Consider the following 20,121-nt stretch of genomic DNA (forward strand, 5'->3'; position numbering starts at 1 on the left):
GCCCCTGTCCGGGGCGCGGCGCGGACGCGTTCCCACGCCCCGGCGGTCGGGCCCGGGCACGAGCACGATCATCCGCTCGCGACGCCCCGGCCTGATCCAAGGGACGGGCCCTGGAGGCCGCCTGGTCCAAAGGACGGGCGCCGGAGGCCGCCTGATCCAAAGGACGGGCGCCGGAGGCCGCCTGATCCAAAGGACGGGCCCTGGAGCCTAGAGCCCCGCGGACTGCGGACCGAAGAGCTCGTCCTGGGCCGCGTCCCGCGCCCTGAGGAGGGCGCCGCGGAGGACGGCCGCGTCGCCCAGGGCCGTGGGGCGGATCTCGGTGCGAAGGGGCGAGAGGGCGGAGAGTTCCGCCTCCACGCGGGCGGCGAGTTCCGCGCCGCCCGCGTGGCCGGTCTCGCCGGCCAGGACGACGCAGCCGGGGTCGAGTACGGACACGACGGCTGCCGCGCCGACCGCGAGGCGGTGGGCGAGGGCGTCGAGGAAGGGGCCGTGGCCCGAGGTGAGCGCCCCGGCCGGGTCGAGGCCGTGGGCGGTGGCGAGGGAGGCGACGGCGGCCGAGCAGGCCAGCTCGTGGAAGCCGCCGTCGCAGCCGGTGGCCGAGGGGAGCCCGGAGGTGCCCGGCACGGGCAGGAACCCGATCTCGCCGGCGCCGCCGGAGGCCCCGCGGCGCAGCCGCCCGCCGAGGACGACGGCGGCGCCGACGCCCTGGCCGAGCCAGAGCAGCACGAAGTCGTCGCGGTCGCGGGCGGCGCCCTCGCGCAGTTCGGCGACGGCGGCGAGGTTGGTCTCGTTCTCGACCAGGACGTGGGCGGGGAGCCGTTCCTGGAGGACCGCGACGAGGCGGCGGTGCCAGGCGGGCAGCCCGGAGGAGTCGCGCAGTTCGCCGGTGGCGGGGTCGATGAGTCCGGGGGCGCCGACGGCGACGCTGTGCAGCCGGTCGGCGCCCGCCTCCGCGACGGTCCGTTCCAGGAGGGCGACCGCCCGCTCGACGGCCTCGCCGGTCCCGCCGCCGTCGTCGTCGCCGACGGGCACGGAGGCCTCGGCGAGGGTGGTGCCGAGCAGGTCGGCGACGGTGACGGAGACCGAGCGGGTCCGTACGTCCAGGGCGGCGAGGTGGGCGCGGTCGGCGACGATCCCGTACAGCTTGGCGTTGGGGCCGCGGCGTTCGGCGCCGGACTCGCCGACGACGTGGACCAGGCCGGAGCCCTGGAGCCGCTCCACGAGGTCGGCGACGGTCGGCCGGGAGAGCCCGGTGAGGGTCTTCAGCTGAGTGGCCGTCAACGGACCTTCGTCCTGGAGCAGTCGCAGGGCGGACCGGTCGTTGATGGCCCGGGCGGTGCTCGGGGATGCGGCCATGCGGCGATCCTCTCAGACTCGTTCCCGGGTGCGTCTCGGCCCGGGCCTTCCCTGCGGACTATTTATCAGGCAGGGTTCCTGATAGTTTACGCGGCACACCACGACACCGGGAGGGCCCCATGGCGGCGGAGACCGTCACCAGCACCGAACGCCTGCGGCGGGCGCGCTTCGCCATCGCCGCCGTCTTCTGCGTCCACGGCGCGGTCACCGGCAGCTTCGCGACCCGGATCCCCTGGATCCAGGAGCACGCGGGGGTCAGCGCCGGCCAGCTCGGGCTGGCGCTCGCCTTCCCGGCGCTCGGCGCCTCCCTCGCGATGCCGCTCGCCGGAGCCGTGTCCCACCGCTTCGGCGCCCGCACGGCGCTGCGCGGCCTGCTCACCCTCTGGACGCTCGCGCTGATCCTGCCGTCGCTCGCCCCCGGCATCTGGGGCCTGTGCGGCGCGCTCCTCGTGTACGGCGCCACCGCGGGCATGTCCGACGTGGCGATGAACGCGCTCGGCGTCGAGACCGAGACCCGGCTCGGCAAGTCCATCATGTCGAGCCTGCACGGCATGTGGAGCGTGGGCGCCCTGCTCGGCTCCGCGGCGGGCACCGTCGCCGCCCACCTCGGCGGCGACGCCCGGATCCACCACCTCTCCGCCGCCCTGATCCTCACCGCTCTCGGCCTCGTCTTCTGTCAGGGCGTCCTGGACGTGCGCAGCACCCCGGACGAGGAGCCGCCGCCGCGCTTCTCGCTGCCGCCCAAGTCCGCGCTGATCATCGGCGCCATCGGCTTCTGCGGGGTGTTCGCCGAGGGCGCCAGCCTGGACTGGTCGGCGGTCTACCTGCGCGACGAGCTGGGCAGCTCGGCCGGGCTCGCGGCCGCCTCCACCACCGCCTTCGCCCTGACGATGGCCGTCGCGCGGCTGGTCGGCGACCGGGTCGTGGACCGCTTCGGCGCGGTCCGCACCGTACGGACCGGGGGCGCCGTCGCCACCCTCGGCGGGCTCATGGTGGTCCTCGCCCCGCACGCCGCCGTCGCGATGGCCGGATTCGGTCTCATCGGGCTCGGGATCGCGGTCGTCGTCCCGCTCGCCTTCGCCGCGGCCGGACACAGCGGACCGAACCCCAGCCAGGCCATCGCCGGCGTCGCCACCATCACCTACACCTCGGGGCTCATCGCCCCCTCGGCGATCGGCGGCATCGCCGACGCGACCTCGCTGGTGGTCTCCTTCGGCCTGGTCACCCTGCTCGCCTTCGGGCTCGTGCTCGGCGCGGGCGTGCTCAGGACCGGCGGGCGGGAGACGGAGCCGGCCGCGCCCGTCCCGGCGAAGAGCGCGGGACCGGTCGGGTAGCCCGGCCGCCGTACGACCGCTCCCGGTCGGCGGTCGAACGTGCCCGCCCGGCGGGGCGCATAGCATGTGGCTGATCTTTTGCGGTCGCGACACGACCGCCGAACACCGGAGAACGGGAGCGACCTCATGAACCTCGGCGTGCGCTGGACCCTGCACGGCGACGGGAGAACACCCGCTCCGGGAGCCGTCGTCCGGCCGGACGAGCGGCTCTCCTGGCCCCGTACGGTCGGGCTCGGCGCCCAGCACGTCGTGGCGATGTTCGGGGCGTCGTTCGTGGCCCCGGTCCTGATGGGCCTCGACCCGAACCTCGCGATCATGATGTCCGGCGTCGCGACCGCGATCTTCCTCCTGGCGACCCGCGGCACCGTCCCGTCCTACCTGGGCTGCTCGCTCTCCTTCGTCGGCGTCGCCGCCGCGATCCGCGCGTCCGGCGGCACCAGCGCCACCGTGACCGGGGCGGTCCTGGTCGTCGGAGCGGTGCTCTTCCTGGCGGGTCTGGCGGTACGGAAGTTCGGCGCACGGATCATCCACGCGGCGATGCCGCCGATCGTGACCGGTGCCGTCGTGATGCTGATCGGCTTCAACCTGGCCCCGGTCACCGCCTCCGTCTACTGGCCGCAGGACCAGTGGACGGCGCTGCTGGTGATGCTGTTCACCGGTCTCGCCGTGGTCTGTCTGCGCGGCTTCTGGTCCCGGATCGCGATCTTCCTCGGCCTGGTCTTCGGCTACGCCGTCTCCTGGATCTTCGACCTGGTCTTCGGCAAGATCCACTCGATGTCACCGTCCGGCCAGGTCACCGACCACTGGCGGCTCGACCTCTCCGGCGTCTCCCAGGCCGACTGGATCGGCCTGCCGTCCTTCCACGGCCCGAGCTTCGAGTGGTCCGCGATCCTGGTCGCGCTGCCGGTGGTCATCGCGCTGATCGCGGAGAACGCCGGCCACGTCAAGGCCGTCGGCGAGATGACCGGCGACAACCTGGACGACAAGCTCGGCACCGCGATCGCCGCCGACGGCGCCGCCTCGATGCTGTCGACCGCCGTGGGCGGCCCGCCGAACACCACGTACTCCGAGAACATCGGCGTCATGGCCGCCACCCGGGTCTACTCGACCGCCGCCTACTGGGCCGCGGCCGGCTTCGCGCTCCTCTTCGGCCTGTGCCCGAAGTTCGGCGCCGTCGTCGCCGCCATCCCCGGCGGCGTCCTCGGCGGCATCACCGTGATCCTGTACGGCATGATCGGCCTGCTCGGCGCCCAGATCTGGATCAACGCCAAGGTCGACCTGCGCAACCCGCTCAACCTGGTCCCGGCCGCCGCCGGCATCATCATCGGCGTCGGCGGCGTGAAGCTGACCTTCACCGACAGCTTCGAGCTGGGCGGCATCGCGCTCGGCACGATCGTCGTCATCACCGGCTACCACGTGCTGCGGGCCTTCGCCCCGGCCCACCTGAAGGAGCAGGAGCCGCTCCTCGACTCCGGCACCAGCTCGTACGAGACGAACACGGACGCCGCGTCGAAGAACTGAGTGATTCGCCCGTTCTGGGTAAGCCGGGCCCGGGAGGTTCCCTCCCGGGCCCGGTGCCTGGGAGCCTGCCCCCATGGCGCAGACCCAGCAGATCGGACAGCAGACCGAGCGACTCGGGCCGTTCGTGGCGGTCGACCCGGTGGTGGACCGGATGCGGTCGCTCCGCTCGGCCTGGCATCCGGCCGACGGGGTCGCCGTCTTCAACCGGGTCTACCTGACCGTCACCGAGGAGATCGGCCACGCCATCGCCGCCGGCACCTTCGCCGACCGGCGGGCCGCCGCCACGCTCGACGTACGGTTCGCCGAGCGGTACCTCGCGGCGGTCGACGCGGCCGCCACCGGCTGCCCCGCCCCCGCCTGCTGGCGGCCCCTCTTCCACTACCGGCGCCACCCCGGCGTACGGCCGCTGCAGTTCGCGCTGGCCGGGATCAACGCGCACATCGGGCACGACCTGGCGCTCGCCGTGGTCGACACCTGCCGGATCCTGGAGTGCTCGCCCGCCGACATCGAGGACGAGTTCGACCGGGTCGGCGACATCCTGGTCCTCCTGGAGGAGCGCATCAGGGAGGAACTGATGCCGGGCCCGGACCTCCTGGAGATCGCGGACCCGCTGACGCATCTGCTCGGCTGCTGGAGCCTGGACCGGGCCCGGGACGGAGCCTGGCTCGCCGCGCGCTCGCTGTGGCAGCTGCGCGGACTGCCCGACCTCGCGGCCGAGTTCACGGAGCGCCTCGACCGGTCGGTGGGCCTGGTGGGGCGCATGCTGCTCACGCCCCTCACCAGGCCCTGACCCCACTCGCTCCGTACCGGGGATCAGGCCGTACGCCGGATCAGTCCTCCGGCAGCTCGACCGGGGCGATCTCGTCGTACACGTCGCCCGGACCGGGGTTGGTGCCGTCGGTGCTGCCGCCGAAGTGGTGCATCACGCCCCACACCGCGTTGAGCGCCGTCTGCACCGCGCCCTCGGCCCAGCCGGCCGTCCAGGAGATGTCGTCGCCCGCGAGGAAGATGCCCCGCTTGTCCTCGGGCAGCCGGTCCTGCATGAAGTGCGTGAACAGGCGCCGCTGGTAGCGGTAGTGGCCGGGCAGGTTGGCCTTGAAGGCGCCCATGAAGTAGGGCTCGTTCTCCCAGGAGACCGTCACCGGGTTGCCGATGATGTGCTTCCGGATGTCGACCTTCGGGTAGATCTCGCCGAGCGACTTCAGCATGACCTCCATCCGCTCGTTCGCGGACAGCGGCAGCCACTTCAGGCTGTCGTCGCACCAGGTGTACGACAGGCAGATCGTGGCCGGCTTGTCCGGGCCGTCGTCGAGCAGGTAGGTGCCGCGGGTCATCCGGTCGGTCAGCGTCATCGACATGACGTCCCGGCCGGTCTCCTCGTCCTTGTCCAGCCAGAACGGCCGGTCGACGGGCACGAAGAGCTTGGACGACTCCATGTAGTGGGTCCGCTCGATCGCCGTCCAGTGGTCGATCGGGAAGAGCGAGTCGTCGCAGGCGATCTTGGAGAGCAGCATCCAGGACTGGGCGGTGAAGATCGCCGCCGGGTACGTGCGGATGTCGCCGGAGGCGTCGGTGACGGTGATCCGGTTGCCGGCGGTCCGGTTCAGCCGGGTGACGGCCGGCTTCGGGGCGCCCTCGTGCAGGGAGCTCAGCGAGGTCCCCTGCGCCCAGTGGATGATCTTCCCCGGCTCGCGCTCCCACAGGCGCAGCGGCAGCTGCTGCGAGCCGCCGACGATGCCGCGGTGGTGGTCGTCGGCCTCGGTGTAGACGACGCGGAGGATCTCCAGGATGGAGTTCGGGAAGTCGGTGTCCCAGCCGCCGGTGCCGAAGCCGACCTGGCCGAAGATCTCGCGGTGGCGGAAGGACTTGAAGGCCTCCGACTCGCAGAGGAAGCCGTAGAAGGTCTGGTTGTCGAGCTTCTCGACGAGCTTCGACCAGATCTCGCGGATGCGCGGGACGTCGCGCTCGCGCATGGCCTGGTTCATGTCCGAGAAGTCGGCGCCCTCGTCGAGGCAGGCGTTCCACGCGTTCATCACGTCGCGGTAGACCTGCGGCAGGTCGTCGACGGTGGTCGCGTAGTGCGACTCGCCCTTGAGGTCGACGACGGTCGACGGGGTCGACTCGGCCAGCGGGTTCGGGAAGGGCGTGGTCTCCAGGCCGACCAGGTCGATGTAGTGCTGGAGCGCGGTCGAGGAGGGCGGGAAGCGCATGGCGCCCATCTCCGCGGTCAGGCCCTCGGTGGCGGTGCCCTCGAAGCCCACGGTGCGCAGCCGCCCGCCGATCTGGTCGGCCTCGTAGACGACGGGCTTGAGGCCCATCTTCATCAGCTCGTACGCGGCGATGATGCCGGAGAGACCGCCGCCGATGACCGCGACCTCGGTGCCGTGCTCGGTCGCCGGTATCTGGCCGAGCCCGGCCGGGTGGGCCAGGAAGTCGTCGTAGGCGTACGGGAAGTCCGGACCGAACATGGTGATCGGCGGCTGGCCGTCGCTGTGCGGGACGGCGGTCGTGGGCACCGTGGACGTCATGGGGTACGGACTCCTTGCACGGAAAAAAGTGATGAGGCGGGGAGGGTGGGGGCGGCTCAGACGAGGGGGCCGTAGAGGCCCGGGCGCCGGTCGCGGAGGTAGGGGTTCTCCGCGCGGGAGGCCGCGAGGAAGGCCGGGTCGACGTCCCCGAGGACCAGGTCCTCGCCGCGCCCGGCGCGGGCGCGGGCGGTGCCGTCGGGGCCGGCGAGCGTGGAGAGGCCGACGAACTCGAAGCCGCCCTCGGGGCCGGTCCGGTTGGCGTACGCGATGTACAGCTGGTTCTCGAAGGCGCGGACCGGCACCACGGACAGGGGCACGACCTCGGCGGGGTGCATGAGCGCGGTCGGCACGAGGAGGAGGTCCGTGCCGGCCAGCGCCTGCGCCCGCACGTTCTCCGGGAACTCGACGTCGTAGCAGATCATGAGGCCGACGGTGAGCCCGCCGAGCTCGGCCTGGACGACGGCCTGGTCACCGGGGGTGAACCAGGTCGCCTCGAAGTCGCCGAAGAGGTGCGTCTTGCGGTAGTTCGCGAGCGGGACCCCGTCGGCGCCGATGAGCTGCGCCGCGTTGTACAGGACCCCGTGCCGCTCGGTGTCGCGCTCCGGGTAGCCGTAGCCCACGGCCAGTCCGTGGCGGACGGCGACGGCCGCGACGGCGCGGGCGGAGGGGCCGTCGGCCGGCTCGGCCAGCCGCGCCAGGTCGGCGCCGATGGCGTACCCGGTGAGGAACAGCTCGGGGGCGAGCAGCAGGTCCGCCCCGGCGGCCGCGGCACGGGCGGCGGCCTCGTCGAGGATCTTGATGTTGGCGGCCACGTCACCGAGCTCACCGGAGCTCTGGAGCAGGGCGGTGCGCAGCGCGGGCATGGGCGATCCTCGGGGTGTCGGAGTACAAGGGGAAGACGTCAAAAACGGTACGGTTTCGCGCTCCTTCCGGACAAGGCGGGAGCGTTGCGGACCGACCGTCGAACCGTTGCGCGATCGGAGGCCACCGCGGCGATTCGTTGCGTACGACTCCGCCCGGGGGCGTAGGGCTCCCCCGCCGCGCGGCGGAGGCGAGGACCGTCCCACGGCCCGACGCCCCGGCGGGGCCCGCGCGGAAGAGTGGTGGTCGTCCGGAGGACACCCCGGACGACCTGCCGAAAGGACTCGGACGCAATGAACCGTCGCACGAAGACCCTCGCCGTCGCCGCCGCCGTGCTGCTCACCCTGGGGGCCGGGGGCATCGCCGCCGCCTCGGCGGACGACGCGCCCGCTCCGGCCGCCGCTCGGGCCACCGTGAAGGAGGCCGCCGCGCTGACCGGCACCGCGAAGCTGTACCGGCCGGCCGGGGACGACATCACGTTCAGCTTCGACGCGCATCTGGCCGACAAGGACCGGCAGGATCCGATGAAGGCCACCGGCACGTTCCGGTTCAGCCACTACAAGGGCGACTGGGGCGGCTACGCCAAGGTCAAGGTCGACTGCCTCACCACCGGCGGCAAGGTCGCCGTCGTGTCGGGCGTCGTCGTCGAGACCGACGTGAAGGAGTTCCGGAAGGCGCGCGTCGGCGTCACGGTCCACGACGACCCCACCGGGGACCGGCTCGGCTACACCTGGATGACCGCCGACCCGCAGAAGGACAAGGTGCCGCCGTGCGTCAGCGGCGCGCCCTTCGAGAAGGTCAAGGCGGGGACGGGCGACTTCAAGGTCGTGCCCTGGGAGTTCGTCTACCCCACCGAGTAGACCGCCCCACAGGGGTGGGCGGGGCGCGGGGCGGTGCGGGAACCACGGCCCGCACCGCCCGGGCGCCCGGCAACCCCTGGGGCGACGGGCCCGGGAGCGGTTCCTGCGCCGACGGGCCGGGGCAGGTCCTACGCCGGCGAACCCGAGGCCGGGTCCTACGCCGGCGAGCCCGAGGAGAAGCGCCGCAGCAGCGGCGAGAGCACCAGGACGGACTTGGTGCGCTCCACGAAGGGCTCGCCCGCGATGCGTTCGAGGACCCGCTCGAAGTGGCGCATGTCCGAGGCGAAGACCTGGACGACGGCGTCCGCGTCACCGGTGACGGTCGACGCGGACACCACCTCGGGATACCGCTCCAGACCCCGCCGGATGTCGTCCGGCGAGGTGTTGTGGCGGCAGTAGATCTCGACGAACCCCTCGGTCTCCCAACCGAGCGCCGCCGGGTCCACCCGTACGGTGAAGCCGGTGATCGCGCCCTCGGCCCGGAGCCGGTCCACGCGCCGCTTCACGGCGGGCGCGGAGAGACCGACGAGCGAGCCGATGTCGGCGTAGCTGCGGCGGGCGTCCTCCGCGAGGGCGTGGACGATGCGTTCGTCGAGGTCGTTGAGTCGCACTACGGGTGGATCACTTCTCTGCTGGTGCTGCTGACCCTGCGGTGGCCAGTCGGGAGCGGCGCATGCCGTACAGGAAGTAGAACACGAGCCCGGCGGCCATCCATCCGCCGAAGACCTTCCAGGTGACCGCGTCGAGGCTGAACATGTTGTACGCGCAGAAGAGCAGGCCGAGCAGCGGGAAGACCGGGCCGAACGGCACCTTGAAGGTGCGGTCCATGTCCTTGCGGGTGTAGCGGAGGACGACGACCGCGATGTTGACGAGGCCGAAGGCGAAGAGCGTGCCGATGCTGGTGGCGTCGACGAGCTTGCCGAGCGGGATGACCGAGGCGAGGCCGGCGCAGAAGAGCGACACGATCACCGTGTTGACGCGCGGGGTTCCGGTCTTGCCGCTGACCTTGCCGAAGACCTTGGGGACCAGGCCGTCGCGGGACATCGCGAAGAGGACGCGGGTCTGGCCGTAGAGCACGGTGAGGACGACGCTGGCGATGGAGATGACGGCTCCGGCGGCGAGCAGGGTGCCCCAGAAGGTCTGGCCGGTGACGTCGTTCATGATCGCGGCCAGGGTGGCCTCGGAGCCGTCGAAGGCCTTCCAGTGCCAGGCGCCGACGGCGACCGCGGCGACGAGGACGTACAGCACCGTGACGATGAGCAGCGAGAGCATGATGGCCCGCGGCAGGTCGCGCTTGGGGTTCCTGGCCTCCTCGCCGGCCGTGGAGGCGGCGTCGAAGCCGATGTACGAGAAGAAGAGGCTGGCGCTCGCGGCGCCGACGCCGGCCATGCCGAGCGGCATGAAGTCCTTGTAGTTGCCGGACTTGAAGCCCACGAAGCCGATCGCGCAGAAGAGCACGAGGGCGACGATCTTCACCGCGACCATGACGGTGTTGATGACGGCGGACTCACGGGCGCCGCCGAGCAGGAACACCATGGCGAGCAGGACGACGATCAGGCCGGGCAGGTTGATGACGCCGCCCTCGCCCGGGGCCGAGGAGACCACGTCGGGGAGCGTGACGCCGATGGTCCCGTCGAGCAGCTCGTTGAGGTACTCGCCCCAGCCGACCGCCACGGCGGCGACGGACACGCCGTACTCCAGGACCAGACACCAGCCGCAGACCCAGGCGACCAGTTCACCCATCGTTGCGTACGCGTACGAGTAGGACGAGCCGGCGACCGGTATGGTGCCGGCCAGCTCGGCGTACGAGAGCGCGGAGAACAGCGCCGTGAGACCGGCGATGACGAAGGCGACGGTGACCGCGGGGCCCGCCTTCGGGACGGCGTCGCCGAGGACGACGAAGATGCCGGTGCCGAGCGTCGCACCGATGCTGATCATGGTCAGCTGCCACATGGAGAGCGAGCGGCGGAGCGTGCCGCCCTCACCCTGCCCACCCTCCGCGACCAGGGCTTCCACCGGCTTGCGCCGGACGAGTGCGCCGAGAGCGGAGGTCTTCGGGGTGGCCGTTTCGACGACCGGCGGGGCTGCGCCTTGATCCAGCACTGCGGAGGCTCCTTATCGCTGCCTGGGGGGACGGAGGCGACCGCGGCGGTTCGAGGGCATGCCGAGGCAAGCCCACGGGGAGGGGGAACCGCCGAGCAGGCGGTCGCCGCCACTCCTGGTACGGGGCACGAGCCTAAGGGTCCGGGGTTCGCACTCGTAATGCAGGGTTGTTGCGCAGTGCCGGATGATCATTGCGCGCTTCGGGCGCAGACGCGTAAACATTGCGCTCCCCCGCATGAATCGACACATCAGGTGTGAACCGGCCCCTGCACGCGTATGGACTCCTCGCGGCCGATGACCCACCCTGCGAGGTCCTGACGACCGCACGATCGGAGGCCCCGGTGGGCTGGCTCGACCCGGCACCGTTCCTGCGCGGCACGGCCTGGCTGGACGGGCCACGGCCCGTCCGTGCCGACCCGGACGACCTCGAACGGCTCCCCTGGGACATCGCCGCCCGGGCCGCGCTGCCCATCGGCGTCCGCATCGAGTTCACCGCCGCCCCCGGCACCCGCGCGGTGCGGCTCCGCTACCGCGCGGACGTCCCGCGACCCGACGACCCCCTCGCCGCGCTGCGCCACTGCTTCGCCCTCTGGCAGGGCACCCGGCTCGTCGGCGAGACCTTCGCCGCCCCGGCCGCCGAGACCACCGTCACCGTCCCCCTGCCCGCCGGCGGCGGCACCTTCACCCTCCACCTCCCCGAGAGCCAGTCACCCCTGCCGCTCGCCCTGCGGGCCGTAGGCGGCGCCCTCTCCCCCGCGCCGCCCCGACCCCGCTGGCTCGTCCACGGCGACTCGATCACCGAAGGCTGGTGGTCCACCCGCCCCGCCCACTCCTGGCCCGCCACAGCCGGCCGCCTCCTCGGCCTCGACCCGGTCAACCTCGGTTACGCGGGCGGGGCACGCGGCGAACTTCCCCTCGCCGAACACCTCGCCCGGCTCCCCGGCGACGTCATCACCCTCGCCTTCGGCACCAACTGCTGGTCCCGCGTCCCCGCCACCCCCGACTGGCTCTACGCCACCGTCCGCGCCTTCGTCGGCCTCGTCCGCCTCGGTCACCCGGTCACGCCGCTCCTGATCCTCTCCCCCGTCCTCCGCCCCGAGGCCGAACACACCCCCAACCCCCTCGGCGCCACCCTCACCTCGCTGCGGCGCGCCATGGAACGCGCCGCGCACGACCTCGCGGTCGGCGATCCCCACGTCCACCTCCTCCCCGGCCGTCCCCTCCTCCGGCCCGAGCACCTCGCCGACGGTCTCCACCCCAACGACGCCGGCCACACCCGCATCGCCCAAGCCATCGCCACCGCCCTCCCCACCCCCCTGCCCCATCCGGGCCACACCCCCGCCCGCTTTCCCCTCACGACCCCCACCCCGCCGCCCTAACGAGCCCCACCCCCACCACGTGGCCGCCTCGCGGAAGCCCCGCCCGCCCCGCGCGAGCCGCGCCCAGCTGCCGGCCGTCGCCCCCCCGTGTGGGCAATCGTCCCTCCCCCAGACTTCGTCCGGGGGGACCCCCAGGGCGGGACGGGTGGGCACACGGGACGGCGCCCTCAGCGGCGCCCCCGCCCCCTGCACGAACCCGCACCCATAGCGCGACGCGCATCCGGTGCGGGTTCAGGCGCGGAAGCCTAGGCCCGGCAACGGGCACCGTCCGTTGTGCCCACCCGTCCCGCCCCAGGCGGACGATTGCCCACAACGGGGTGGGCGCGGGAGCGGGGTGGGCACCGCCCCAGCGGAACGACTGCCCGCAACGGGCAGGGGCACGGGCGCGAAGGTAGGTCCGCCCCGTGGGCGATGGCGGGCAACAGGGTGGGCCGGAGGGTGGGCACCGCCCCTGGCGGGATTGCCCAGGGCGGGGGTGGGCCGGGCGGGGTGGTGGGTCCGCCCAGCGGGGCGGGGGCTGTGGTGGGTGGGGGAATGCCGCGGGCCCCCGGGAGCGGTGCTCTCGGGGGCCCGGGGGGTGGGAAGGGGGTCAGCTCCAGCTGGCGTGGAGGGGCTTGCCCTCGGCGTAGCCGGCCGCGGACTGGACACCGATGACGGCCTTGTCCTCGAACTCCGCGAGGGAGCCCGCACCGGCGTAGGTGCAGGAGGAGCGGACGCCCGCGATGATGGAGTCGATGAGGTCCTCGACGCCCGGGCGGGCCGGGTCGAGGAACATGCGCGAGGTGGAGATGCCCTCCTCGAACAGCGCCTTGCGGGCCCGGTCGTAGGCGGACTCGTCGCTGGTGCGGTTCTTGACGGCGCGGCCGGAGGCCATGCCGAATGACTCCTTGTAGAGCCGCCCGTTGGCGTCCTGCTGGAGGTCGCCGGGGGACTCGTACGTCCCGGCGAACCAGGAGCCGATCATGACGTTGGACGCGCCGGCGGCGAGCGCCATGGCGACGTCGCGCGGGTGACGGACACCGCCGTCGGCCCAGACGTGCTTGCCGTACTTCTTGGCCTCGGCGGCGCACTCCAGGACGGCGGAGAACTGCGGGCGGCCGACGCCTGTCATCATGCGGGTGGTGCACATGGCGCCGGGGCCGACGCCGACCTTGATGATGTCGGCGCCCGCCTCGATGAGGTCCTTGACGCCCTCGGCGGCGACGATGTTGCCCGCGACGATCGGGACCTGCGGGTCGAGCGCCCGCACGGTGCGGATCGCGTTGATCATCGACTCCTGGTGGCCGTGCGCGGTGTCGATGACGAGCGTGTCGACGCCCGCGTCGAGCAGCTGCTTGGCCTTGCCCGCCACGTCGCCGTTGATGCCGACGGCGGCGGCGATGCGCAGCTTGCCGGCCTTGTCGACGGCGGGGTTGTAGAGGGTCGCGCGCAGCGCGCCCTTGCGGGTGAGGATGCCGACGAGCTTGCCGTCCGCGTCCACGGCGGGGGCGTAGCGGCGGTTGGCGGCGTCGAGGGTGTTGAAGGCCTCGCGCGGGTCGATGTCGGCGTCCAGGAGCAGCAGGTCCTTGGACATGACCTCGGAGAGCTGGGTGAAGCGGTCGACGCCGGAGAGGTCGGCGTCGGTGACGACGCCGACGGGGCGGCGGTTCTCGTCGACGACGACGCCGGCGTCGTGGGCGCGCTTCGGCAGCAGCGACAGCGCGTCGGCGACGGTCTGGTGCGGCTCGAGGACGATCGGGGTGTCGAGGACGTGGTGCCGGCTCTTGACCCAGGTGATGACGTCGGTGACGACCTCGATGGGGATGTCCTGGGGGATGACGACCAGGCCGCCGCGGCGGGCTACGGTCTCGGCCATCCGCCGGCCGGCGATGGCGGTCATGTTGGCGACGACCAGCGGGATCGTCGTCCCGGTTCCGTCGGGCGAGGAGAGGTCCACGGCCTGGCGGGAACCGACGGCCGAGCGGCTCGGCACCATGAACACATCGTCGTACGTCAGGTCGTAGGGCGGCTTGACGTCATTGAGGAAACGCACGTGCTGACATCCCAGTCGTTCGGATCGGCCCCTAGGCATTTCAGCCAGGGGAAAAAGCACGTAGTTCATTGTCCCACGCCCCTACGCATACCAGTCCAGGGCGAATCATCCGAGGCTTGCGGCAGGTGGTTCGTCGGATCCTCCGAAGCCCTCCCCCAGGGCGAGGAGGACGGTGAGGCGGGTGGGGCGCTCGTCGACGGCCGTGGCGAAGACTTCCTGGGCGGTCCGCCACTCACGCGGGCGCGTGTCGGCGTACGCCCGCCAGCCGGTCACGACGAGGGTGACGGGTTCGGTCAGGTCGGTGAGGCAGTCGGCGAGGGCGTCCCAGTTGCGGCCGAACCAGTCGGGCAGGGCGAGCGCGGTGGCGCACCGGTCCATGAGATCGGCCTTGTCCGTGACCCCGGTCAGGTCGAGGACGACGGGGTCGTCAAGTCTCATCCGCGACCACCTCCCGGAACGTCTCGTAGTGGTCGTCGGTGTAGTACGTCTCGTCGTTCCGTCCGGTGACGATCCGGCGGGCTCCCCGGCCGTGGGCGCCGGGGGTCTTCACGGTGTACTCGTGGTAGTAGCCGCGTTCCTCGCGGGGCAGGACCTGCTCGAAGTTCGAGAAGACGGTGCCGTCCTTGGCGTACGGGAAGGGGCCGCCGCTCGCGATGAGGCCGAGGGTCGTCCGTGCCTCGGGTGGCAGGTCGGCGACCCGTACGGCGGGGAGCCCCGAGGTGCCGGTGGGTGCGGGGGCAGCGGCGGTGTGCGAGGGGGCGGTGCGGGTCGGGGCCGCGGTGCGGGTCTCGGTCGCGGTGCGGCTCCCGGTGACCGTGCCGGTCCCGCCGCTCGCCGAGGAGCACCCGGCCAGGAGGACGGCGAGGACGAGCGCGAGGAGCACGCGCAAGGGCCGGAGCGACATGTCCCGAACATACCGTTACGGGATGGCTCCGGCCCTTGGAAGTGCGGCAGTCGTGTCAGCTGCCGTCGGGGTCCCTCCGGTCGAGCGCCGGGTGGGTGCCCGGGCTGGACTCGGTGAGCAGGTAGTCGGCCGCGGCGCGGTCCGTCACGAGGCTGGTGACGAGCCCGGAGCGGAGCACCGCGCCGATCGCCGCCGCCTTGCGCTGGCCGCCGGCGATGGCGACGACCTCGGGGATGCGGCGCAGCCGGTCCGCCTCGACGGTGATGCAGCGCTCGCCGAGGTCGCGGCCGACCCGCCGGCCCTCGGTGTCGAAGAGGTGGGCGGACATCTCGGCGGCGACGCCCAGCGAGGCGTAGTGGGCCCGCTCGGCGTCGGAGAGCATGTCGTGGACGGTGGAGATGCCCGGCTCCCAGGAGCCGATGGAGACGCAGGCGACGGTCACCTTGTCGAAGTACTCGAAGGCCCGTGCGATGCCGGTCTGGCTGCGCAGCGCCGCCGCGGTCGCCGGGTCGGGGAGCAGCATGGGCGCGTAGATGGGGTGGGCCTCGCCGCCGGAGACCTGGGCGGCGCGGCGGACCGCCTCGACGGAGCCGCGCTCGGCGGTTCCGGCGTCGTACACGCCGGTGAGCTGGACGACGGTGCAGGGCGGCAGCCGGTCGAGCGCGGCCGCCATGTGGATGGTGGAGCGGCCCCAGGCGAGGCCCAGGACGTCGCCCTCGGTGACGAGCTCGCCGAGGAGGTCGGCCGCGACCTCGCCGAGGTTCTCCGGGTCGGGCGACTCGTCGTCGCCCTCCGCCGGGGACTCGACGACGACGGCATGGCGGAGCCCGTAGCGGGCGCGGAGCGCGTCGGAGCGCTCGGCGTCCAGCTCGGCCGGTACGCGGATCTCGATCCGTACGAGGTCGCGCTCCAGGGCGGTCTCCAGGACCCGGGCCACCTTGAAGCGGCTCACGCCGAACTCCTCGGCGATCTGGATCTTGGATTTGCCCTCGAGGTAGAAGCGGCGGGCCATCGCCGCCGCCTGCACCAGCTCCGCGGGGCCCATCCGCAGGGCTGACCGTCCCGCCGACATTCCCGCCACCGCGATCTCCTCACTGCTGTTCACGTACCGCTGTTCACGTACGGAAGTCACGTTCCGATGTCGTTCACACTCTGGACTCGCCGTTCATCCTGTCAGATCCGGCGGGCCTTGATCAGTCCTGTCGACGGCCCGACCGACCGCGTTCATCCGCCGGAGGCTCAGTGGCCACACGCCCACGCGGCGGAGGCCGTGGCGGCCTCGGCGCGGGCCCGCAGCGAGGCGACGGCGGCGGCCGGGTCGGCGGCGCCGTACACCGCGGAGCCCGCGACGAAGACGTCGGCGCCGGCCTCGGCGCACCGCTCGATGGTGGACTCGGCGACGCCGCCGTCGACCTGGAGCCAGAGCTCCAGGCCGTGCTTGGAGATCAGCTCACGGGTGCGGCGGATCTTGGGCAGCATGATGTCGAGGAACGCCTGGCCGCCGAAGCCGGGCTCGACGGTCATGATCAGCAGCATGTCGAGCTCGGGGAGCAGGTCCTCGTAGGGCTCGATGGGCGTGGCCGGCTTGAGCGCCATGGAGGCGCGGGCGCCCTTGGCCCGGATCTCCCGCGCGAGCCGTACCGGTGCGGCGGCCGCCTCGACGTGGAAGGTGACCGAGCCGGCGCCCGCCTCCACGTACTGCGGGGCCCAGCGGTCCGGGTCCTCGATCATGAGGTGGCAGTCGAGCGGGGTGTCGGTCGCGCGGGCCAGGGACTCGACGATCGGCACCCCCAGCGTCAGGTTGGGCACGAAGTGGTTGTCCATCACGTCGACGTGCAGCCAGTCGGCACCGCCGACGGCCTTCGCCTCATCGGCAAGCCGGGCGAAGTCCGCGGACAGGATGCTGGGATTGATCTGCGCCATGTGCCAAGCCTCCCACGTTCTTGGGTACTTCTTTGCCGCTGAGCGGTTTCGAATCCGGTCCAGACCAATTTCGGTACGAACCGACGAGTCTGGACCGGGACGGACCGGGAGATTGCGGTCAGGCGGTGCGGCGCAGCAGCGCCAGGTACATCGCGTCCGTACCGTGCAGATGCGGCCACAGCTGGACGTCCGGGCCGTCGCCGAGCGCGGGGACGCCGGGCAGCAGCGGGCGGGCGTCGATCAGCTCGGCGCCGCCGACCTTCTTCAGGACGTCGTCGACGACCACCCGGGTCTCGGCCAGGTGCGGCGAGCAGGTCGCGTACCCCACCACGCCGCCGACGCGGACGGCGCTCAGCGCCTCGGTGAGCAGCGCGCGCTGGAGCGGCGCGAAGCCGTCCAGGTCCTCGGGGCGGCGCCGCCAGCGGGCCTCGGGGCGGCGGCGCAGGGCGCCGAGGCCCGAGCAGGGCACGTCCATCAGGACCCGGTCGAAGGAGCCGGGGCGCCACGGCGGGCGGGTGCCGTCGGCGGCGATCACCTGGTACGGGCCGGGGTTGCCGGCAAGCGCGCGCTCGACGAGGCGGGCGCGGTGCGGCTGCTTCTCGGAGGCGAGCAGGGCGGCGCCGCGCTCGGAGGCGAGGGCGGCGAGGAGGGCGGCCTTGCCGCCGGGTCCCGCGCAGCCGTCGAGCCAGCGCGCGTCGGAGCCTTCCACCGGCGCGTTCGCCAGGGCGATGGCGACGAGCTGGCTGCCCTCGTCCTGGACGCCGGCCCGGCCGTCCTTCACGGCCTCGATGGCGCCGGGCTCGCCGCCCTCGGCCATCCGCAGGGCGTACGGGGACCATCGGCCCGGCAGCGTCTCGGTGGCCGCCGAGAGCTCCTCGGTGGTGGAGCGGCCGGGCCGGGCGACGAGGGTGACCTCGGGGCGCTCGTTGTCGGCCTCCAGGAGGTCCTCGATGCCGGCGCGGCCGCCGCCGAGGGAGTCCCAGAGCGCCGAGACGACCCAGCGGGGGTGCGAGTGGACGACGGCGAGGTGGTCCTCGGGGTCCTCGTCGTACGGCGGCGCGACCTGCGCGACCCAGGCGTCGAGGTCCTGCTGCGAGATCTTCCGCAGCACGGCGTTCACGAACTTGGCCCGGCCGTCGCCGAGCACCACGCGGGCCAGCTCGACGCTGGCGGAAACCGCCGCGTGGGTGGGGATCCGGGTCCCGAGCAGCTGGTGCGCGCCGAGCGCCAGGACGTCGAGGACGGGCGGGTCGACCTCGCGCAGCGGCCGGTCGATGCAGGCGGAGATGATCGCGTCGTACGTGCCCTGGCGCCGCAGCGTCCCGTAGACGAGCTCGGTCGCGAGCGCCGCGTCCCGCCCGTCGAAGTCGCCCTTCTCGCGGGCCTTCCTCAGCAGCGGCGGCAGCACCAGGTTCGCGTACGCGTCCCGCTCGTCCACCGCCCTCAGCGCCTCGAAGGCCAGCATCCGGACCGGGTCCTTCTGGGGCCTCCGGTAGGGCTTGTGGGGACGGCGACGTGCCTGCTCGCTCAAAGGTGCTCCGCGTGACGAAATGAAGAGGGTCGAACGCTCCCAGCCTACGTCGCCCGCGGAGCCGCCCGTGCCCTACGCCCCGAGGCCCTCGCCGGGGGCGATCCGCACCCCGCGGGCCCAGTCCGCGGCCTTCATCGGCTTCTTGCCCTGGGGCTGGACCCAGAGCAGTTCGACCGCGTAGGAGCCGGTGCCGGCGTAGACGTTGTTCTTGCCGACCGCGAGCTCGCCGGGGGCGAGGTCGGTGCGGTCGGGAAGGGGGGTGACCTGGATGAGCTTGAGGCGCTCGCCCCGGAAGAGGGTCCAGGCGCCGGGCGCGGGGGTGCAGCCGCGGACCACGCGGTCCACCCGCAGGGCGGGCGTGGCGAAGTCGACGTGGGCGTCCTCGACCTGGATCTTGGGGGCCAGGGTGATGCCCTCGACCGGCTGCGGGACGGCGTGGAGGCTGCCGTCCTCGATGCCGTCCATGGTCGCCGCGAGCAGTCCGGCGCCCGCGAAGGCGAGCCGGGTCAGCAGGTCGCCGCTGGTGTCGGTGGGGCGGATGTCCTCGGTGACGACGCCGTACACCGGACCCGAGTCGAGGCCCTCCTCGATCAGGAAGGTGGACGCGCCGGTCACCTGGTCGCCGGCCATCAGGGAGTGCTGCACGGGGGCCGCGCCGCGCCACGCGGGCAACAGCGAGAAGTGCAGGTTGACCCAGCCGCGGGCGGGGATGTCGAGGGCGACCTTGGGCAGCAGCGCGCCGTAGGCGACGACCGGGCAGCAGTCGGGCGCGATCTCCCGCAGCCGGGCGAGGAAGTCCTCGTCGCGCGGCCGGGCCGGCTTCAGGACCTCGATCCCGGCCTCCTCCGCCCGCTGGGCCACCGGGCTGGCCACGAGCCGCCGGCCGCGTCCCGCCGGAGCGTCCGGCCGGGTGACCACGGCCGCCACCTCGTGCCGGCCGGAGGCGAGCAGGGCGTCCAGGGCGGGGACGGCGACCTCGGGGGTGCCTGCGAAGACGAGCTTCATGGGTGGCGACTGCCTGTCTCTCCGGGGGCTTTGCGGGCAGCGCACCAGTCTAGATGCCCCGGGACAAGGGGGCGTACGTGAGGACGAGCGCCCTGCGCATATGCGTGTACGCCCCCGCAGCGTGACCCAACTCCCGGTGGCGCGTTGGTCAAGAGAGATTGACCGAATCGGGTCGCCGTTCCCCCCTGCGACCCGCCCCCTTAAACGCCGGTTCGAGAGGCTTTCACATGGCCGACCACGCAACCCACGACGCCCAAGCCCGGGCGAGTCTGCACCTGTTGGTGCGGGACATCGAGCGGGTCCGGCGGCAGGTGGACGCACTGCGCACGCTCACGGCCCAGCTGGGCAATGTCTACCGCCCTCGCCGCTCCGGCCCGTCGACGGGCTTCGTCGTCTACGGGCGCGCGCCCGCCCCGACCGTCCGACTCGCCCAGGAGCTGCGGGACAGCGTCGAGACCCTGGTGACCGCAGCGGTCGACTTCGACCGCTCGCTCGGTTTCTCGTGGGACGCGGTCGGTTCCGCGCTCGGAGTCACCAAGCAGGCCGTCCACCGCCGTTACGGTGCCCGGCGCGCGCCCCAGCAGGGCATCGCCGCGGAGCAGGAGCACACGGTGGAGCCGGGCGTGACCCGCACGCTCCCCTCGGTTCCCGCCGCCCGCTCGATGCCCCCGCAGCCCACCTCGGGCAGCTCCGCCCTCCGCGAGGACCCCCGCGCGCCGGCCTTCCCCGTCCCGCGCAACGGCTGACCCCGCACCCCGACGGCCGCCCGTCCCCTCGGAGGGGG

General features: G+C 72.9%; 18 protein-coding genes. 6 read left to right on the top strand and 12 right to left on the bottom strand.

The window, feature by feature from the left end; all coding sequences use genetic code 11:
• Nucleotides 1-207: 207 nt before the first annotated feature.
• Nucleotides 208-1,356: an ROK family transcriptional regulator gene (locus tag ACFCY7_RS33875; protein WP_376489906.1), complete on the bottom strand. Its 1,149-nt coding sequence runs from the start codon at nucleotides 1,354-1,356 to the stop codon at nucleotides 208-210.
• Nucleotides 1,357-1,475: 119 nt separating this feature from the next.
• On the opposite strand from ACFCY7_RS33875, the gene ACFCY7_RS33880 reads away from it, so the two are divergent.
• The 3 genes from ACFCY7_RS33880 to ACFCY7_RS33890 all read left to right on the top strand — a co-directional run bounded on the left by ACFCY7_RS33880 (nucleotide 1,476) and on the right by ACFCY7_RS33890 (nucleotide 5,001).
• Nucleotides 1,476-2,690, top strand: coding sequence for an MFS transporter (locus ACFCY7_RS33880; RefSeq protein WP_376489907.1), 1,215 nt, complete (start codon nucleotides 1,476-1,478; stop codon nucleotides 2,688-2,690).
• A 126-nt stretch (nucleotides 2,691-2,816) separates the two neighbouring features.
• On the top strand, nucleotides 2,817-4,211 hold the full coding sequence (locus ACFCY7_RS33885) for a uracil-xanthine permease family protein (protein WP_376489908.1): 1,395 nt from the start codon (nucleotides 2,817-2,819) through the stop codon (nucleotides 4,209-4,211).
• Nucleotides 4,212-4,284: 73 nt separating this feature from the next.
• Nucleotides 4,285-5,001: a DUF5995 family protein gene (locus tag ACFCY7_RS33890; protein WP_376489909.1), complete on the top strand. Its 717-nt coding sequence runs from the start codon at nucleotides 4,285-4,287 to the stop codon at nucleotides 4,999-5,001.
• 40 nt (nucleotides 5,002-5,041) lie between these two features.
• Here ACFCY7_RS33890 and ACFCY7_RS33895 read toward each other — a convergent pair whose 3' ends face one another.
• Both ACFCY7_RS33895 and ACFCY7_RS33900 read right to left on the bottom strand, forming a co-directional pair.
• Nucleotides 5,042-6,739 carry a flavin monoamine oxidase family protein gene (locus ACFCY7_RS33895; protein ID WP_376489910.1) on the bottom strand — a complete coding sequence of 566 codons (1,698 nt, stop codon included), beginning with the start codon at nucleotides 6,737-6,739 and terminating at the stop codon, nucleotides 5,042-5,044.
• A gap of 56 nt (nucleotides 6,740-6,795) precedes the next feature.
• Complete coding sequence (locus ACFCY7_RS33900; protein ID WP_376489911.1) at nucleotides 6,796-7,602, bottom strand: carbon-nitrogen hydrolase family protein; 807 nt, start codon at nucleotides 7,600-7,602, stop codon at nucleotides 6,796-6,798.
• Between the two features lie 291 nt (nucleotides 7,603-7,893).
• On the opposite strand from ACFCY7_RS33900, the gene ACFCY7_RS33905 reads away from it, so the two are divergent.
• The gene (locus ACFCY7_RS33905; protein WP_376489912.1) at nucleotides 7,894-8,460 is read left to right on the top strand and encodes a Repetin; all 567 of its coding nucleotides are present in this window, start codon (nucleotides 7,894-7,896) and stop codon (nucleotides 8,458-8,460) included.
• A 155-nt stretch (nucleotides 8,461-8,615) separates the two neighbouring features.
• On the opposite strand, the gene ACFCY7_RS33910 is transcribed toward ACFCY7_RS33905, so the two are convergent.
• Both ACFCY7_RS33910 and ACFCY7_RS33915 read right to left on the bottom strand, forming a co-directional pair.
• A complete protein-coding gene (locus ACFCY7_RS33910) occupies nucleotides 8,616-9,071 on the bottom strand; it encodes an Lrp/AsnC family transcriptional regulator (protein ID WP_015032260.1) in 456 nt (151 codons plus the stop codon).
• Between the two features lie 10 nt (nucleotides 9,072-9,081).
• The gene (locus tag ACFCY7_RS33915; RefSeq protein WP_376489913.1) at nucleotides 9,082-10,563 is read right to left on the bottom strand and encodes an amino acid permease; all 1,482 of its coding nucleotides are present in this window, start codon (nucleotides 10,561-10,563) and stop codon (nucleotides 9,082-9,084) included.
• 341 nt (nucleotides 10,564-10,904) lie between these two features.
• Between ACFCY7_RS33915 and ACFCY7_RS33920 the strand changes: the two genes are divergently transcribed.
• Nucleotides 10,905-11,942, top strand: a complete 1,038-nt coding sequence (locus tag ACFCY7_RS33920; protein ID WP_376489914.1) for a GDSL-type esterase/lipase family protein — start codon at nucleotides 10,905-10,907, stop codon at nucleotides 11,940-11,942.
• A gap of 589 nt (nucleotides 11,943-12,531) precedes the next feature.
• Here ACFCY7_RS33920 and ACFCY7_RS33925 read toward each other — a convergent pair.
• The 7 genes from ACFCY7_RS33925 to fmt form a co-directional block, all read right to left on the bottom strand.
• Nucleotides 12,532-13,974, bottom strand: a complete 1,443-nt coding sequence (locus tag ACFCY7_RS33925; protein ID WP_376489915.1) for a GuaB1 family IMP dehydrogenase-related protein — start codon at nucleotides 13,972-13,974, stop codon at nucleotides 12,532-12,534.
• Between the two features lie 105 nt (nucleotides 13,975-14,079).
• Complete coding sequence (locus ACFCY7_RS33930) at nucleotides 14,080-14,412, bottom strand: barstar family protein (protein WP_376489916.1); 333 nt, start codon at nucleotides 14,410-14,412, stop codon at nucleotides 14,080-14,082.
• A complete protein-coding gene (locus ACFCY7_RS33935) occupies nucleotides 14,402-14,878 on the bottom strand; it encodes a ribonuclease domain-containing protein (RefSeq protein ID WP_376489917.1) in 477 nt (158 codons plus the stop codon). The genes ACFCY7_RS33930 and ACFCY7_RS33935 overlap by 11 nt, the downstream gene beginning before the upstream one ends.
• A gap of 55 nt (nucleotides 14,879-14,933) precedes the next feature.
• Nucleotides 14,934-15,983, bottom strand: coding sequence for a sugar-binding transcriptional regulator (locus ACFCY7_RS33940; protein ID WP_376489921.1), 1,050 nt, complete (start codon nucleotides 15,981-15,983; stop codon nucleotides 14,934-14,936).
• 134 nt (nucleotides 15,984-16,117) lie between these two features.
• Complete coding sequence (gene rpe, locus ACFCY7_RS33945) at nucleotides 16,118-16,801, bottom strand: ribulose-phosphate 3-epimerase (RefSeq protein ID WP_041128223.1); 684 nt, start codon at nucleotides 16,799-16,801, stop codon at nucleotides 16,118-16,120.
• Nucleotides 16,802-16,919: 118 nt separating this feature from the next.
• Nucleotides 16,920-18,332: an RsmB/NOP family class I SAM-dependent RNA methyltransferase gene (locus ACFCY7_RS33950; RefSeq protein WP_376489918.1), complete on the bottom strand. Its 1,413-nt coding sequence runs from the start codon at nucleotides 18,330-18,332 to the stop codon at nucleotides 16,920-16,922.
• Nucleotides 18,333-18,404: 72 nt separating this feature from the next.
• Nucleotides 18,405-19,337, bottom strand: a complete 933-nt coding sequence (gene fmt / locus ACFCY7_RS33955) for a methionyl-tRNA formyltransferase (protein WP_376489919.1) — start codon at nucleotides 19,335-19,337, stop codon at nucleotides 18,405-18,407.
• A gap of 227 nt (nucleotides 19,338-19,564) precedes the next feature.
• Between fmt and ACFCY7_RS33960 the strand changes: the two genes are divergently transcribed.
• Nucleotides 19,565-20,083 carry a hypothetical protein gene (locus tag ACFCY7_RS33960; RefSeq protein ID WP_376489920.1) on the top strand — a complete coding sequence of 173 codons (519 nt, stop codon included), beginning with the start codon at nucleotides 19,565-19,567 and terminating at the stop codon, nucleotides 20,081-20,083.
• Nucleotides 20,084-20,121: the final 38 nt, after the last annotated feature.

Source organism: Streptomyces sp. NPDC056361 (assembly GCF_042262805.1).
Classification (GTDB): Bacteria; Actinomycetota; Actinomycetes; order Streptomycetales; family Streptomycetaceae; genus Streptomyces.